This window comes from Gloeomargarita sp. (assembly GCF_053491055.1).
The window spans coordinates 60,605-75,996 of the sequence record NZ_JBRCEP010000086.1 but is presented as its reverse complement, the minus strand read 5'-3'; the positions used below and the strand labels follow the sequence as shown (position 1 = coordinate 75,996).

Genomic DNA, 15,392 nt, shown 5'->3' with positions numbered 1-15,392 from the left:
GGGCACGGCAAAGCTAACAATTTCGGGGGCAACCTGCGGGCGATAAATGGTGACCTGGCGTTTTTGGGGGTCAATCAACCAGCCCAAGCGACAGCCATTCTCGAGGTACTCCTGCATTTTCGCTGCCAAGGTATTCACATCATCAGTGGGCGATACCAATTCCACGACAAAATCAGGGCAAATAGGTGCAAACGTGCGCCGTTGTTCTGGAGATAACTGGGTCCACCGTTCCTTGGCAACCCACGCCACATCCGGTGAACGAATCGCCCCATTCGGTAACCGAAATCCCGTCGAAGAATCAAACACTTTTCCTAATCGGCTTTGCCGGTTCCAAATACCCAAATTAATCATCAGTTCAGAGTTATAGCTTCCCGTTTCACTACCTGTTGGTGGCATGACGATAACCTCACCCTGCGCCGTCAATTCCCAACGCAATTCGGGATTCGCCTTGACCAGTTCCACAAACTGCTCCGGCGTACAACGAAAAGGCGAGGGTAGGTGGATGGGGAGGGCTGTCTGCATGGGTTTCTGGGCTAACCGTATCCGAATTTTAACTGGCGACTTGCTAGGCTTGGGGAAATCCTTTACAGTGACAGGGGTGAGAACGTTACAATGGCGTTACCCTGTGGTCTTTTGAGGAGTGGGTTGAATGGGGATTCATTGGTTGCAAGCGCTGGAAGTGGGTAAGTATTTGGTGACCCAGCGGATGCTAGGGCGCAAACGTTTTGCCCTGACATTGATGTTGGAACCCCTATTTCGATGCAATTTGGCCTGTTCTGGCTGTGGTAAAATTCAACATCCACCGGAGGTCTTAAAACGCCATCTCACCCCGGAAGAGTGTTTTCGGGCGGTTGAAGAATGTGGTGCGCCGGTGGTGGCCATTCCCGGTGGGGAACCCCTGTTGCATCCCCAAATTGATGAAATTGTGGCCGGTTTGGTGGCGCGGCGCAAATTTGTGTATCTCTGCACGAACGGGATTTTGTTAGAAAAAAATTTGCATAAGTTTACCCCATCTCCCTATTTTTCCTTCAGTGTGCATTTGGATGGCATGCGTGAATTGCACGATAAATCTGTGAATCGCAAAGGGGTTTTTGATATTGCTATTAGTGCCATTAAAGCGGCGAAAAAAGCGGGATTTCGGGTGACGACCAATACCACGGTTTTTGAGGGTACAAAACCGGAAGAAATTCAAGAATTATTTGATTTTCTCACGGAATTGGGGGTGGATGGCATGATGGTTTCCCCCGGTTACAGCTACGAATGGGCGCCGGATCAGGAGCATTTCTTAAAACGGGAGCAGACGCGGGCATTATTCCGAGAAATCATGGCCCCTTACCGCAAAGGCCAAACCAAGTGGAATTTCAACCATAATCCGCTCTTTCTGGATTTTCTCGTGGGTGAAAAGGACTACGAATGCACGCCTTGGGGGATGCCGAGTTACAGTGTTTTGGGCTGGCAAAGACCCTGTTATTTGCTCAATGAAGGCCATTGCCAGAGCTATCAGGAATTGCTGGAGACGACTGCATGGGAAAAGTACGGCCATGCCAGCGGTAACCCCAAATGTCGCGACTGTATGGTGCACTGCGGTTATGAACCGACGGCGGCCATGGATGCGATGGAACCGGGGAATGCGGCCCGCTCGCTGGCGACGGTCTTGGGCATTGGTCGCTAGGGGATAGGTTCTTGCCCGAATCGGAGAAAGTTTCTTGGGCAAAGGAGCATCAGCATTTTGCCCAAGGTGAACTAATTGTTTGTACTTACTCGGTCGTTAGGGGGTTAGGGATTGGTGGGCTGACCCCGCCACTTTTGCCGTTGTTGCCGCCAGGCTGCGAGCTGTTGCCGTTGCTCTGGGGTGAGAATCGCTTCGATCTGCTGGCGGGTCTGGGCGCGGATTTGCCGAATTTGGGCTTTTTGTGCTTCGGTGAGGTTGAGTTGTTTCATCGCAGCGCGCCGTTGTTTGGGGTCCTGGTTCCGCAATTGGCTGAGTTGTTGCCGCTGTTGTGGGGTTAGCACCTGTTGGATTTGGGCGCGGGCGTTTTGCCGAATTTGGCGAATCTGTTGCTGTTGCTCCGGGGTAAGGTTCAAGTCTGCAAGCCGGGCTTGGCGGTGGGTCAAGGGCGCCTGTTCCCCTTCTGCCTGGGCAGGCAGGGGGGTGGCAAATATCAAACCGACAAGCGTGGGAATAAGCAGCAGTTTTATCGGGATGTTCCTGAACATGAGTGTTCCTTCTGGGAGCGGTGACGGGTATGCCATCTGCCAGACGATTCATCCTTTTAGACGGGGTGGCGCTGCAGCGGGTTCAGCCGGGGCGTCCAAAAAGGCCTGCACTGCTGCGACAGTTGGGGCATAGGTAATCGCGCCGGGAGCAGTGGTGGATAAAGCGGCCACAGCACTTGCCCAACGGATCGCTTGATGCAGTCGCTGGGCATCACCCATGAGCGTTTCTCCGTGCGTGACCCACTGCTGGAGCCACCCGGCCACAAACGCATCCCCCGCCCCGGTTGTATCTACGGTATTGACGGCAAAGGCAGGGCAATAACCGCGATGTTCCGCCATCCGGTAGGTACAGCCCTGGGCGCCTTGGGTTACCAAAATATAGGTCACCTGTGGGCATTGCTGGTGCACATGCTCCACATCGCAGGTGCCAAACAACCATTGGGCTTCTTCGCTGGTCAATTTCACTGCGGTTGCCTGTTGGAGTAACGCGCGGGTCAGGGCTTGCGCCAAACGTTCATCGGCCCAGAAAATGGGTCGCCAATTCACATCCACCAGGGTCTTGATGCCGTGGGCAGATGCCCAAGCAAGCAGTTGCCAACAGGTGGTGCGGGCCGTCGGAAAAGCCAACATCAGGGCTTCGATGTACACCCACTGGGGAGTGAAATGCGGTTCGACGAAGGTGACATGAGCATCGGCAAAATCTAAACCATCCGGGGGCAAAAATCCGGCAAATTCCCGTTCACCTGCGAGGTTGCGCGTCACGGCCACCACCCGCGTCGGATAGGGGTATTGTTGCACATAATCCGTACACACCTGATGGCGCTGCAAGACCTGGAGTAATTGTTCTCCCCAGCTATCCTGACCGATGGCGGCAATCAGGGCGCTCGATACACCCAACGCGCCCAACCCACAGGCAACATTCAGCCCAGCTCCCCCGGCGTAGGGTGTCCAGCTACCGACCTGGGCAGGGGGCAAGCCAACGGCATCGGCAAGGGCATCCCACAGGGCAAGACCAAAACAGACAACCGCCGGGGTGTCCCTGCGGGTCAGGGGTTGAGTTGCTGGAGCCATTCCCGATGGGCAGAGGTATGCAGGCCCTGTTGTAACACGGCCAAGACGCGTGCGAGGTCTCCCTGCACCAGCGCTACCGGGTCGAGCCACAGCCCCGGAAACACCTGACTGCGTAGCACACCATCCGCAGCGGGCATGTGCGTCTGATATTCCCCCGCGACCCAGCAGAACCGGTCCAGAGTTTGCTCCAAGGTGCGCCAGACCAGGTATTCCTGCACCCCATTGCGCGCGTAGGCTGATTTTTTCTCATATAAATCAATGGCGGCGCTGCTGGCGGCAATTGCCACAATCAACTCCGGCGCGCCCGCGATAACGTCGTCGTTGCTGATGGTGGCCTGCCGACCGGGGACAAACAGCACCGCCTCTGGCTGGGGTTCATTGTCCGGGTCCAGCCGCACGGTGGGGGCAATGGCCAAAATCACCCCCGGTGTCGCTACTTTATAATTCCACAGCCAACCAATCATATCGCCGGGCGGTTCGCCATGACTTTTAAGGCGCCAAGGAGAAGCCATGTACACCACTCCCTCAATCAATTGGGCGTGGGTTTCCGGGGGCATGGCCTGGTAACGGCGTTCAAATTCCGCCTGGGACAGATGGTCGCCGCTTTCGAGGGGGGGAATCATCGGGGTGGGCGAGGAAACCATCGGGCAATTCTTAGGATGAATGTGCTGCTTGCTTGGGTGTCATTGTATCCCAGGGGGTGGGGAAACTCTATTCGTTTTTTGGGCAATTCTTTTGCTAACGTTGCTGTGGAGAAATTGCGGTTGACCAGCGAGGGAATCCCCAGGTGCATCTAGCACAATCCTCGATGAGCACGGAACGAAGAGGTATGGGGGTTCTGCCCTTGGCTGGAAGGCCACAGAATTTCTGTTCTGGAATTGCATAGGTATTGCTATGTCTGGATTTAGCCATGTCCTATTTCTGTTTGTTGTTGGCCAACGCCCAGCTAAGATAGCCGGGTTCCCAGAATCCTGTTATACTCTTGACGAGATTGCCCGAAGGAGGGATGCCGGCGTTTTCACTATGTGGTTGCTTGGCGTGCGAACCACGGTAGGCGTATTTCTGGCGGGGCTGACCTTTGCAGGCGGCGCAGCCACCGCTACCGAAGTGCGGGTGAGCATTCAACAGGGCGCCAAAACCGTGCGGGTGGGGGTTTCGGGGGCGGCAGTAGTCACCGATAACGCTGGGCGCTCTTTGGGGACGCTGCCGCCCATGTTGGGATTTACGGCGCAGGTGCAGGGGGGGCAGGTTACCCTACACACCTTCCGGGGGCGGGATTTGTGGGTGCGCCCGACCGACCAGGGTTTTGTCTATATCAGCGATGAGTGGTATCGGGGGCGATTGCGCTTGGTGGCCCGTACCGACGGCCTGTTGGCGGTCAATCACGTCCCCCTAGAAAAATACCTCTACAGCGTGGTGGGGTCGGAAATGTACCCCCACTGGCCACTGGAAGCCCTGAAAGCCCAAGCGGTGGCCGCCCGTTCCTTTGCCCTATTCCGTCTGCGTCGTCCTGCCGACCCGGATTTTGATCTGGGCCGCACGGTGACCTGGCAGGCGTACAAGGGTTACAGTCGGGAATCGGAAAGCACGCGGGAAGCGGTGACCGCCACCACCGGCCAGGTCCTGACCTATCGGGGGCAAATTATCGAGGCGGTCTATCATGCGGCCTCCGGGGGCCACACGGAAAACGTCGAGGATATTTGGTCAACGCCGCGCCCTTACCTACGGGGCGTCCCCGATTTTGACCAGGAAGCGCCGGTGTACCGTTGGCAAAAAACCTTTACCCAGGCAGAACTTAGCCGCCTATTCCCTGGCCTGGGGCAAATTAAACACTTTACCCCCCTACGCACCACCCCCCAGGGACGCATCCTACACATGCAGGTGACCGGCACGACCGGCGAGAAAGTGTTTACCGGCGCGGAATTGCGCCGTCTGCTCGACCTCTACAGCACCCTCTTTCAAGTCACCCCCACCCACAATGACCTGGCCAGCGCCGACCCGCTAAACGCCCCCAACGGCGGGTTTATCTTTGAGGGACGTGGGTTTGGGCATGGCTTGGGCATGAGCCAGTGGGGGGCCTTGGCCCTGGCCCAACGGGGGTACACCTACCAACAAATCCTGCAGTACTACTACCAAGGCACCGAAATCAAGACTTGGCGTTAGGGGCAAACAGGGGCAACTCCCCCTGCCCATCGCCCCCTTGCCGGAACCCCAAGGTGATTTGAGAATGTTGCGCGATGCGGTGCATAATCTCCCGCGCCCGATTGATCACCACCGGCGGCAACCCCGCCAACCGCCCCACCTCAATCCCATAGGAACGGTCTGCCCCCCCTGGCTGCACCTGATGCAAAAACACAATTTGGTCGGCCAATTCCTGCACCACCACTTGATAATTCGCCACATTTCCCAGAGTATTGGCCAACTGATTTAATTCGTGGTAATGGGTGGCAAAAATCGCCCGACATTTTAGATAAAAGGCCAAATACTCCGCCACCGACCAGGCAATTGCCAACCCATCAAACGTGGCCGTCCCCCGCCCAATCTCATCCAAAAGCACCAGGGAACGCTCCGTCGCATGATGCAAAATGTTGGCCGTCTCACACATTTCCACCATAAACGTCGATTGCCCCATTGCCAGATCATCTACGGCACCGACGCGCGTAAAAATCCGGTCACACAAACTCAACCGCGCCGCCGCTGCCGGCACAAAACTGCCGATTTGTGCTAGGAGTTGAATCAAGCCCACCTGCCGTAAATAACAGCTTTTGCCGCTGGCATTGGGACCGGTTAAAATCATCAAATCCGTGCCCTTGCCCAAATGGGTATCGTTAGGGACAAAACACCCCGCCGGTAACAACTGTTCCACCACCGGATGCCGCCCCTGGATGATGGTTAATTCCCGCCCGGCAACCAATTCCGGGCGATGGTAATCATACATCACCGCCACCTCCGCCCACCCCGCCAACACATCCACCGCCGCCACCTTTTGCGCCAGGGGACGAATCAATTTTTCGTGCAAGGAAACCGCCTGCCGCAGTTGCAAAAACAATTCATACTCCCGTTGATTGATTTCCGTTTGTAGGGTAAAAATCCGTGTTTCTCGCTCTTTCAGTTCCGGCGTAATATAGCGCTCCTCATTGGTTAACGTTTGCTTGCGAATGTAGTTTTCTGGCGCCTGCTCGCTCTTAGCACGTGTAATGCTGATGTAATACCCAAACGTCTTATTAAACCCCACCTTGAGCGTCGGAATTCCGGTGCGGCGTTTTTCCGTAACTTCCAATTGGGCAATCCAGTTTTGGTCTTCTGTCAACGTCTGCCGCAGGCGGTCCAATTCCGCGTCCACCCCTGGCCGGATCAGCCCCCCTTCCGTCAAGGTCACCGGCGGCGTTTCCACCAAAGACTGCCGTATCCGCTCGGCCAAAGCTTCCAGTTCTGGCGGTACGGTTTGCAGATTGCGTAAGTATGGAGACGTCACATTGTCCAGCACTTGGGCCAGGCGACTGAGAGCCAGCAAGGAATCCGCCAAGGCCAGCAAATCCCTGGCATTGGCCGTTCCGGCCTGCACCCGACTCAGCAGCCGTTCCAGGTCATAAATTTGTTTGATGTGCTCCCGCAGCCGTTGCCGCAACCCCCCTTGCTGCACCAGTTCGGCCACCGTATCCAAACGGGCCGCAATCGCCTCTGCTTCCAACAACGGTTGCAACAACCACCGCCGCAACAGCCGCGCCCCCATCCCCGTCAACGTCCGGTCAATCGCCCAAAGGAGCGACCCGTGAAATGCCCCTTCGCGCACCGTTTGCGTCAATTCCAAATTTCGGCGGGTTTGGGCATCCAGGCGCATATAATCACTGACAAAGTATGTATGAGGTAATTGCAAGCCCGATTGGTAGTGCCCCTGATGGCTCGCCAAATAGCCCAACAATCCTCCGCCTGCTTGCACCGCCAACGGCAACCCTTCACACCCCAACCCCTCCAGGGATTTCAGGCCATAGGTTTCCAAAATCACCTGCCGCGCCTGGGCCATCTGAAACAACCGACAGGGTTGAAAGGTGTAGGTAAATTGCGTCGGCAAACCCGTAGGAATTTTCCCTTCGCTTTCCCCTGGCCGCACCAAACCGACCAAATCGGGATGATCCACTGGCAGGACGATTTCTGCAGGTTGAATGCGCAGTAACTCTTGGGTTAATAGCTCTATTCCTTGGGCTTGCGTCAAGCGAAATTCGCCGGTAGAAATATCGGCATGGGCCAATCCCCAATGTTCTCCCTGCAAGATCAAAGCTGCCAGAAAATTGTTTTCCCGCGCCGGGAGTAAGGATTCTTCTAGCAACGTTCCAGGGGTAAACACGCGGGTCACTTCCCGCCGCACCATCCGCCGTTCCCGCTCCGCAATGGCTGCCTCTTCCGTTTGGTCACAAATCGCAACCGCATACCCTTTTTTGAGCAGTTGATTGACATATCGTTCCAAAGCGTGTTGGGGCACACCGGCCATCGGCACTTTACCAATTTCCTTACCCCCATGTTTGCTGGTTAAATACAGTTCCAACTCCCTAGCAACGGTAATTGCGTCTTGGAAAAAGGTCTCATAAAAATCTCCCACCCGGTACAGCAACAGAGCATGGCTGTATTGGTCTTTTACTTGGCAATAATGCTGTAGCATATCCACCAGTTGTTCCCGGTCAACCTGGCGATAATCACTATTTTCCAGCATCCCCATCCCTCCTGGCGCGCTCCTTCCTGATAATCTATAACATCCCCACCTATTTACCAATGCAGAACTTACTAAAAATACGATCCAGCATCGGTTCAGTAATTTCTTCCCCGGTAATGCTCCCTAGGGCATAAATGGCCGTGCGTAAATCAATCGTCCAAAAATCAAGCGGTAATCCCTGAGCTATTGTCATCTGCATATGTTCTAAGGCTTTTTGTGCCTGGATCAGGGCAGTTTTTTGCCGCTGATTAATTGTGTAGGTGAGATTGGTTTGCTGCACGGTGCCCCCCTGCACCAACTTTAACAAGGCAGTTTCCAATTGGTCAATGCCGGTTTGGTGCATTGCCGAGGTGTAAATCACCGGTTGCATTTCCCCAGGCAGCGGCGGTAATTCCGTCACCAAATCCACTTTATTGACGACAACAATCACGCGCTGACGGTCCAGTTCTTGATACAAGGCGGCATCTGCTGGCGTCCAACCGGTCAACGCATCAACAACCAGGAGAATCACATCGGCTTGTTGAATAACCTTGCGGGAGCGTTCAATGCCTATTTGTTCAACCGGGTCATCGGTGGCACGAATGCCAGCGGTATCCAGAATTTCTACGGGGATGCCCTGCACCACCAAATAGGCATCCACCACATCTCTGGTGGTGCCTGGTAAATCGGTGACAATCGCCCGGTCGGTTTGACTCCAGGCATTTAACAAACTCGATTTGCCCACATTGGGACGACCGACAATGGCCACTTTGACACCCCGGCGCAAAAGTTCTCCCCGCTCCGCAGTACCTAACAGTTGATTGACCTGGGCTAAAACATCAGCAATGCGTTTTTGCATGGACGCAACATCCAAGGGGGGCAAATCCTCATCGAAATCAATCCGCGCTTCTAGTTCAGCCAATACATCCAAACATTGACTGCGTAACTGCCGAATCTGTTGCCCCAATTTCCCTTGTAAAACTGCGAGGGCGCTTGTTGCTAGAGCCGCCGATTTGGCCCCCACCAAATCCGCAATCGCTTCTGCCTGGGTTAAATCCAACCGGCCATGCAACACCGCCCTCAATGTAAATTCCCCTGGCCGTGCCAAACGCGCTCCCTGTTCAATGCATAAATGGAGGACTTTTTGCACCGTAATAATCCCCCCGTGGCAGTGAAATTCCACCACATCTTCACGGGTGTAAGAACGGGGCGCCAGCATGAGCAATAGCAGCGCTTCATCGAGAATCTGACCGTCGGGTGTGTGAATGTAACCGTATAAAATGCGATGACTTTCCCAGGGTTGTTTTCCGGGCGCCCGAAAGATACGGCGGGCAATCGGGACGCTCTCTTTTCCTGACAAACGCACAATGGCAATGCTTCCCTGTTCTGGGGCAACTGCTGTGGCAATCGCCGCAATCGTATCCCCTAAATCCAACATCAATCGGTGCGTAAAATTAAGGCTTCGCGATGAATATGCTTAAGGTGCAGGTCACGACCGGCCACCGTTTGCATCAGGAATAATACATGCTCTGGCTGAAGGGATTGCCCATCGGGACTCCAGACACCCCGATAGCGAATTTCTGCCTGGTCGGTTGCCGCGGCAAGTAATTGCAGGTCGGATAATTTTTCTCGCAAATTGAGCCGCTTGGTTTTGCCACTTTTGGTCTGCCCTTCCCACCACCATTGCGCCCCCTGGAGAATGGTGTTGATCCAGGTTTCCCAAGCGGGCTTTTCCGCCGCATCATCCCAGCCCAACGTCAAGCGATATTGGGTGGCCACCAGCAATTGCGTATTGGCCGGACTCTGCACCGGCACTTCCCTCACGTCATACAGAGGAATCTCCGCAGGCAGTTGCGCTTGCAATTGCCGCAGAAACTCCTGGGGATCACAGATCTGATGCAGTTCCACATCCATAATTTCCCCGCTACTGGTGGCCCCCAACGGTAGGGCATTGGCCAACATGATCCGGGCGCTCGGATGAAACCCCTCACTGTAGGCAATGGGGAGATTCGCGCGCCGTATGGCTCGGTCAAATAAACGCATTAAATCCAAGTGACTCAATAGCGCCATTTCCCCCTGCTTGCCAAATTTAATCCGCAAACGTTGCACCCGCTGCGTGGGAATGTGCATGGTTAGCTTGCCCTGGGGTAAAGGCGGTGGCGGCACGACTACATTGTGCCCGAAATCGAGGCCACAGACCCCGCAGTGGGAACATTCGGCAAAGGAACAATCCGGTACGGTGGCGGCTGCCAATGCCCGTTCCAAATCCTCGACCAACCACTTTTTATCAATCCCGGTATCAATGTGATCCCAGGGCAGTTTTTGGTTTAATAAGACCTCCCTTTGTACCGAAGTAAACCATTGCCCCTGTTCCAAAGTGCGATATTTCCAGCTAAGCTGCGCTTCCTGAATGGCTTGCGACCACGCCCCATAAGCCCGGTCCAGGGATTCCCACCAGGCATCCATACCGGCGCCCAATTCCCACGCCCGACGAATCACTTTGCCCAGGGACCGATCCCCCCGTCCCAAAAAATCCTCCATCGCCGAAATACGCACATCCGTAAAGTTGGCTTTGAGATAGCGAATGGACTTAAAGGCTTGCTGGAGCAATTCCTGTTTGCGAACCAATTCCGCCGTGGGCACCGAATGCCATTGAAAAGGTGTGTGGGGCTTGGGCGTGAAATTGGAAATCGTTACATGAAAACCCAGGGGTTTGCGACCTTTGCCTTGGCATTCCTGTTGCAACCATTTCAACGTCTCGGCAATGCCCAGCACATCCGCATCGGTTTCGCCGGGCAACCCAATCATGAAATACAATTTGACCCGCTCCCAACCCTGCTCCCAAGCAGTTTTTACCCCCCGCAACAGTTCCTCGTTGGTCAGTCCTTTATTAATCACATCACGCAGCCGTTGCGTCCCTGCTTCCGGGGCAAACGTTAACCCGCCTTTGCGCGTCCCACCCACAATTTCGGCGATATGTTCATCAAACCGGTCCACCCGCTGGCTCGGCAAGGATAGACTCACTGGCTGGTCCTGCAAGCGCCGCTTAATTTCTAACCCCACCGCCGGCAGCGCCAGATAATCAGAACAACTCAAAGAAAGCAGAGAAAATTCATTAAATCCCGTCGCCCGCATGCCCTGCTCAATGGTTTGCATCACCGTTTCGGGCGCCACATCCCGCGCCGGACGGGTGAGCATCCCCGGTTGGCAAAACCGACAGCCCCGCGTGCAGCCCCGCCGAATTTCCACCGTCAAACGGTCATGTACGGTTTCCACGTAGGGCACCAGACCAATCCCATAGGCCGGAATCGGAGTCGCCACCCGCCGCACAATCCGTGCGGGCACATCCGGGCGCAGCGGCACAACCGACCCATCCGGTTGGGGGGCATAAAATTCCGGCACATACACCCCCGGAATCTGCGCCAAATCCAGCAACAATTCCTGCCGCGACAAACCCGCCGCTTTCCCCTCTTGCACCACCAAACCGATTTCCGGCAGCAATTCCTCCCCGTCCCCAATGGCGACAAAATCAAAAAATTCCGCATAGGGTTCCGGGTTGCCTGTGGCTGTCGGCCCCCCCGCAAAAATCAGGGGGTAGCAGTAATTCGCCTGTTGCCGCTCCCCAGCGGTTAAGGGAATCCCCGCCAAATCCAACATTTCCAAAATGTTGGTGGCCCCTAACTCATAACTCAAACTAAACCCAATGAGGTCAAATTCCCTCAAGCTGCGGCGGGATTCGACCGCAAATAAAGGCGTCTGGGTGGCCCGCAATTTGGCGGCAAAATCAGGGGCCGGTAAATAGGTGCGGTCGCACAATTGTCCCGGCTGCGCGTTGATGATGTTGTAGAGGATAATGTGCCCCAAATTCGAGGCGCCCACTTCGTAGAGTTCGGGATAGCTGAGCACCCACCGCACCTGCGCCTGCTCCCAGGGCTTGTGTACCGCCCCGAATTCTCGCCCCAAATAACGGGCCGGTTTGCTGATCTCAGGGGTTAGTAGCGAGGTGACAGGAACGGTCATAATTGATTCCCGACAAAACCCAATGTTACGCGCTGTAGTCGTGGGCGTGTTTCCTACCCTGAACTTCCTGGCGAAGGTGCGGTAGGCTGTAGAATTATTTTAACGACACGACGGGCATCAGGCTGAAACCACATGGCTGACCTGGAGGCCTTGAATCAGCGGTTGGCACGGCTGGCGGTGAGTCGCCAACAGTCTTGGGAGGCGGTACGGGAGGCGCAAACCCTGGTGCGGACGGGAATTGCCAATTTTGAAAGCCGGGTGCCCCACTGGGCTAAACCGACGCCGGCCCCCTGTGCTGACCCACACCCCTCCCCGCAGGCCGGGTTCAAGCGGTGGCCGTCCCGGTGGTGGCGTGGCGTGTCGGTACTTATGGGCGCCCTGTTGGGTCTGGTTTTGGCGTCTTGGTGGCGCGTTGGGTAGGTGGACGTGGCCTTGGCGGTGCCGTCGGATTGGCCGTCCTATCGGGGCGAACCCTTGCGGTTGGGGATTTTGGCCTCCGGCAATGGCAGTAACTTTGCGGCGATTGCTCAGGCGATTGCCACAGGCCAACTTCCGGCGGTGATTACGGGGGTGGTGTACAACGAACCGGAAGCCAAGGTGGCCCAGCGGGCCAAGGCAGCGGGCGTGACGCACCGTTTACTCAACCACCGGGATTACCCTGACCGGGAAACCTTTGACCAGGCGGTGGTGGATGTCTTGCACAGTTGGGGCACGGAATGGGTGATCATGGCCGGTTGGATGCGGCGGGCAACCGCGGTACTGCTGCAGCCATTCGGCGGGCGGGTGTTGAATATTCATCCCAGTTTGCTGCCGGCGTTTCCGGGGTTGCGCGCGGTGGAACAGGCGTTGCAGGCGGGGGTCAAGATCACAGGCTGTACGGTGCATCGGGTGATTCTGGCGGTAGATAGCGGCCCGATCATTGCCCAGGCGGCAGTGCCTGTGTTGCCAGGGGATACAGTAGCCACCTTGCAGGCCCGGATTCAGGCGCAAGAGCATCGCTTGTACCCGCCGGCAATTCTTTGGGCAGCGGTGGGAAATTCTTAAAAAGACATTTATACTTGAAAAACGTATCCCCTAGCCCGTGAGGTTCCGCCCATGACCATGATCGAAACCCGGACTGAACCGATGGTGATTAATTTCGGGCCGCATCACCCTTCCATGCACGGGGTGTTGCGTCTGATGGTCACCTTGGACGGGGAGAATGTGATTGATTGCGAGCCGGTGTTGGGGTATTTGCACCGTTCGATGGAAAAAATTGCCGAAAACCGGACGGTGGTGCAGTATTTGCCCTATGTGACCCGCTGGGATTACCTGGCGACCATGTTTACGGAAGCCATTACGGTCAACGCGCCGGAGAAGTTGGCGGATATTCCGGTGCCGAAGCGGGCTAGCTATATCCGGGTGATCATGCTGGAATTGAGCCGGATTGCTTCGCATTTGCTGTGGCTGGGGCCGTTTTTAGCAGATATTGGGGCGCAAACGCCGTTTTTCTACATCTTCCGGGAACGGGAGATGATCTATGACCTGTTTGAGGCGGCTACCGGGATGCGGATGATGCACAACTATTTCCGGGTCGGGGGGGTGGCGGCGGATTTGCCCTACGGCTGGGTGGATAAGTGTGCGGATTTTTGCGCCTATTTCCTGCCCAAGGTGGATGAGTACGAGCGGCTGATTACGGACAATCCCATTTTCCGCAAGCGGGTGCAGGGGGTAGGGACGCTCTCGCGCGAAGATGCGATTAACTGGGGGATGTCCGGGCCGATGTTGCGCGCTTCCGGGGTGAAATGGGATTTGCGTAAGGTGGACCACTACGAGTGCTACGACGATTTTGACTGGGAGGTGCAGTGGGCCACCGACGGGGATTGTTTTGCCCGCTACATGGTGCGGTTGGGGGAAATGCGCCAGTCGGTCAAGATCATCCAGCAGGCGTTGAAAGGGTTGCCAGGGGGGCCATACGAGAATTTGGAGGCCAGACGGATTGCGGAAGGGCCGAAATCCCAATGGGGTGGTTTTGATTATCAATTCATCAGCAAAAAGCCTTCACCGACGTTCAAAATTCCCAAGGGGGAACATTATGTGCGGGTGGAGGCGCCCAAGGGGGAATTGGGTGTTTACCTTATTGGGGATGACAGTGTGTTTCCCTGGCGGTGGAAAATTCGTCCCCCCGGATTTATCAATTTGCAGGTGTTGCCCCAGTTGGTGCGGGGGATGAAGGTGGCGGATATTATGGCGATTTTGGGCAGCATTGACATCATTATGGGCGAGGTAGACCGCTGATGGCCGGGGGGATTGATTTACAGCAGTCGTTTGTGCAGTGGTTGGAGGGCCTGGGAGTTACGCCGGGGTTGGCGCATGTCCTGTGGATGCCGTTGCCGATGGTGTCGGTTTTGACGTTTGCCACGTTATGGGCGTTGGTGGCGACTTGGCTGGAGCGGAAGGTGTCGGCGGCGGTGCAGCAACGGATTGGGCCGGAGTATGCCGGGCCGTTGGGGATGTTGATCCCGATTGCGGACGTGGTGAAGTTGTTGGTGAAAGAAAATGTACGTCCGGCCAAGTCGGACCGGTGGCTATTTACCCTGGGGCCGGTGGTGGTGGTCATGGCGGTGTTGTTGGCCTACGTCATCGTGCCGTTTGGGCAGAATTTGGTGATTACGAATCTGGGGGTGGGGATTTTTTTGTGGATTGCCATTTCCAGCATTGCCCCGATTGGTTTGTTGATGGCCGGTTATGGTTCAAATAACAAGTATTCGCTGTTGGGGGGATTGCGGGCGGCGGCGCAGTCGATTAGCTATGAAGTGCCGCTGGCGTTGGCGGTGCTGGCAGTGGCCATGATGTCGAATAGCCTCAGTACGGTTGACATTGTGGCGCAGCAAACGGGCTACGGCATTTTGGGTTGGAATGTGTGGCGGCAGCCGGTGGGATTTGTGATTTTTTGGATTGCGGCGCTGGCAGAATGTGAGCGGTTGCCGTTTGATTTGCCGGAGGCAGAAGAGGAATTGGTAGCAGGGTATCAGACGGAGTATTCGGCGGTGAATTTCATGCTCTTTTATGCCGCTTCTTATTTGAATTTGGTGTTGTCTTGTCTATTGGCGGCGGTGCTGTATTTGGGGGGTTGGGAGTCGCCGGTGTCGGTGGCGGCTGTGGCTGCCTGGTTCAATGTGTCTTTGGATAATCCCCTCGTGCAGGTGATAACGGGTATGGTGGGGATCACCATGACGTTGATCAAGGCCTATTTCATGTTGTTTTTGGCGATTCTTTTGCGGTGGACCGTGCCCCGCGTGCGGATTGACCAGTTGTTGGATTTGGGCTGGAAGTTTCTTTTGCCGGTTGGCTTAGCCAATCTCATGCTTACGGCGGCCCTCAAACTTGCCTTTCCAGGGGTGTTCGGCGGTTAGGC

13 protein-coding genes are annotated in these 15,392 nt (G+C 55.7%); 6 read left to right on the top strand and 7 right to left on the bottom strand.

The features are described from left to right. The coding region (locus ACWISF_RS09545) for a Uma2 family endonuclease (protein ID WP_448381354.1) at window positions 1–522 on the bottom strand (522 nt) is incomplete at its 3' end. A 127-nt stretch (window positions 523–649) separates the two neighbouring features. On the opposite strand from ACWISF_RS09545, the gene hpnH reads away from it, so the two are divergent. Then, a complete protein-coding gene (gene hpnH, locus ACWISF_RS09540; RefSeq protein ID WP_448381353.1) occupies window positions 650–1,672 on the top strand; it encodes an adenosyl-hopene transferase HpnH in 1,023 nt (340 codons plus the stop codon). A 104-nt stretch (window positions 1,673–1,776) separates the two neighbouring features. On the opposite strand, the gene ACWISF_RS09535 is transcribed toward hpnH, so the two are convergent. Genes ACWISF_RS09535 through ACWISF_RS09525 form a run of 3 tightly spaced genes read right to left on the bottom strand, consistent with a single transcriptional unit; the run spans window position 1,777 to window position 3,932 of the window. Continuing rightward, window positions 1,777–2,217 (bottom strand): P pilus assembly/Cpx signaling pathway, periplasmic inhibitor/zinc-resistance associated protein, encoded by a 441-nt coding sequence (locus ACWISF_RS09535; RefSeq protein WP_448381352.1) that lies wholly within the window; start codon window positions 2,215–2,217, stop codon window positions 1,777–1,779. Between the two features lie 48 nt (window positions 2,218–2,265). Beyond that, the gene (locus ACWISF_RS09530; RefSeq protein WP_448381351.1) at window positions 2,266–3,288 is read right to left on the bottom strand and encodes a carbohydrate kinase family protein; all 1,023 of its coding nucleotides are present in this window, start codon (window positions 3,286–3,288) and stop codon (window positions 2,266–2,268) included. Then, complete coding sequence (locus ACWISF_RS09525) at window positions 3,264–3,932, bottom strand: Uma2 family endonuclease (RefSeq protein ID WP_448381350.1); 669 nt, start codon at window positions 3,930–3,932, stop codon at window positions 3,264–3,266. The genes ACWISF_RS09530 and ACWISF_RS09525 overlap by 25 nt, the downstream gene beginning before the upstream one ends. A 394-nt stretch (window positions 3,933–4,326) precedes the next feature. On the opposite strand from ACWISF_RS09525, the gene ACWISF_RS09520 reads away from it, so the two are divergent. Continuing rightward, window positions 4,327–5,451 carry a SpoIID/LytB domain-containing protein gene (locus ACWISF_RS09520; protein WP_448381349.1) on the top strand — a complete coding sequence of 375 codons (1,125 nt, stop codon included), beginning with the start codon at window positions 4,327–4,329 and terminating at the stop codon, window positions 5,449–5,451. Here ACWISF_RS09520 and mutS read toward each other — a convergent pair. From mutS to ACWISF_RS09505, 3 genes are read right to left on the bottom strand one after another with little or no spacing between them, the layout of a single operon-like run. Further along, a complete protein-coding gene (mutS, locus tag ACWISF_RS09515) occupies window positions 5,435–7,996 on the bottom strand; it encodes a DNA mismatch repair protein MutS (protein ID WP_448381348.1) in 2,562 nt (853 codons plus the stop codon). The genes ACWISF_RS09520 and mutS overlap by 17 nt on opposite strands. 49 nt (window positions 7,997–8,045) lie before the next feature. Continuing rightward, the gene (gene mnmE / locus ACWISF_RS09510; protein WP_448381347.1) at window positions 8,046–9,413 is read right to left on the bottom strand and encodes a tRNA uridine-5-carboxymethylaminomethyl(34) synthesis GTPase MnmE; all 1,368 of its coding nucleotides are present in this window, start codon (window positions 9,411–9,413) and stop codon (window positions 8,046–8,048) included. Further along, window positions 9,413–11,995, bottom strand: a complete 2,583-nt coding sequence (locus ACWISF_RS09505) for a TIGR03960 family B12-binding radical SAM protein (protein WP_448381346.1) — start codon at window positions 11,993–11,995, stop codon at window positions 9,413–9,415. Before ACWISF_RS09505 ends, mnmE begins: the two co-directional genes overlap by 1 nt. Before the next feature lie 132 nt (window positions 11,996–12,127). Between ACWISF_RS09505 and ACWISF_RS09500 the strand changes: the two genes are divergently transcribed. The 4 genes from ACWISF_RS09500 to nuoH are packed head-to-tail and all read left to right on the top strand — an operon-like array spanning window position 12,128 to window position 15,390. Further along, complete coding sequence (locus ACWISF_RS09500; protein ID WP_448381345.1) at window positions 12,128–12,415, top strand: hypothetical protein; 288 nt, start codon at window positions 12,128–12,130, stop codon at window positions 12,413–12,415. Further along, a complete protein-coding gene (gene purN / locus ACWISF_RS09495; protein ID WP_448381344.1) occupies window positions 12,416–13,039 on the top strand; it encodes a phosphoribosylglycinamide formyltransferase in 624 nt (207 codons plus the stop codon). A gap of 51 nt (window positions 13,040–13,090) precedes the next feature. Beyond that, the gene (locus ACWISF_RS09490; protein ID WP_448381343.1) at window positions 13,091–14,272 is read left to right on the top strand and encodes an NAD(P)H-quinone oxidoreductase subunit H; all 1,182 of its coding nucleotides are present in this window, start codon (window positions 13,091–13,093) and stop codon (window positions 14,270–14,272) included. Further along, on the top strand, window positions 14,272–15,390 hold the full coding sequence (gene nuoH, locus ACWISF_RS09485; protein WP_448381342.1) for an NADH-quinone oxidoreductase subunit NuoH: 1,119 nt from the start codon (window positions 14,272–14,274) through the stop codon (window positions 15,388–15,390). The genes ACWISF_RS09490 and nuoH overlap by 1 nt, the downstream gene beginning before the upstream one ends. Window positions 15,391–15,392: the final 2 nt, after the last annotated feature.

Coding starts and splice junctions, on each gene's coding strand:
- ACWISF_RS09490 (WP_448381343.1), top strand. CDS start 13,091: ATGACCATGATCGAAACCCGGACTGAACCGATGGTGATTAATTTCGGG.
- ACWISF_RS09505 (WP_448381346.1), bottom strand. CDS start 11,995: ATGACCGTTCCTGTCACCTCGCTACTAACCCCTGAGATCAGCAAACCG.
- nuoH (WP_448381342.1), top strand. CDS start 14,272: ATGGCCGGGGGGATTGATTTACAGCAGTCGTTTGTGCAGTGGTTGGAG.
- hpnH (WP_448381353.1), top strand. CDS start 650: ATGGGGATTCATTGGTTGCAAGCGCTGGAAGTGGGTAAGTATTTGGTG.
- ACWISF_RS09530 (WP_448381351.1), bottom strand. CDS start 3,288: ATGGCTCCAGCAACTCAACCCCTGACCCGCAGGGACACCCCGGCGGTT.
- mutS (WP_448381348.1), bottom strand. CDS start 7,996: ATGCTGGAAAATAGTGATTATCGCCAGGTTGACCGGGAACAACTGGTG.
- ACWISF_RS09525 (WP_448381350.1), bottom strand. CDS start 3,932: ATGGTTTCCTCGCCCACCCCGATGATTCCCCCCCTCGAAAGCGGCGAC.
- ACWISF_RS09500 (WP_448381345.1), top strand. CDS start 12,128: ATGGCTGACCTGGAGGCCTTGAATCAGCGGTTGGCACGGCTGGCGGTG.
- ACWISF_RS09535 (WP_448381352.1), bottom strand. CDS start 2,217: ATGTTCAGGAACATCCCGATAAAACTGCTGCTTATTCCCACGCTTGTC.
- mnmE (WP_448381347.1), bottom strand. CDS start 9,413: ATGTTGGATTTAGGGGATACGATTGCGGCGATTGCCACAGCAGTTGCC.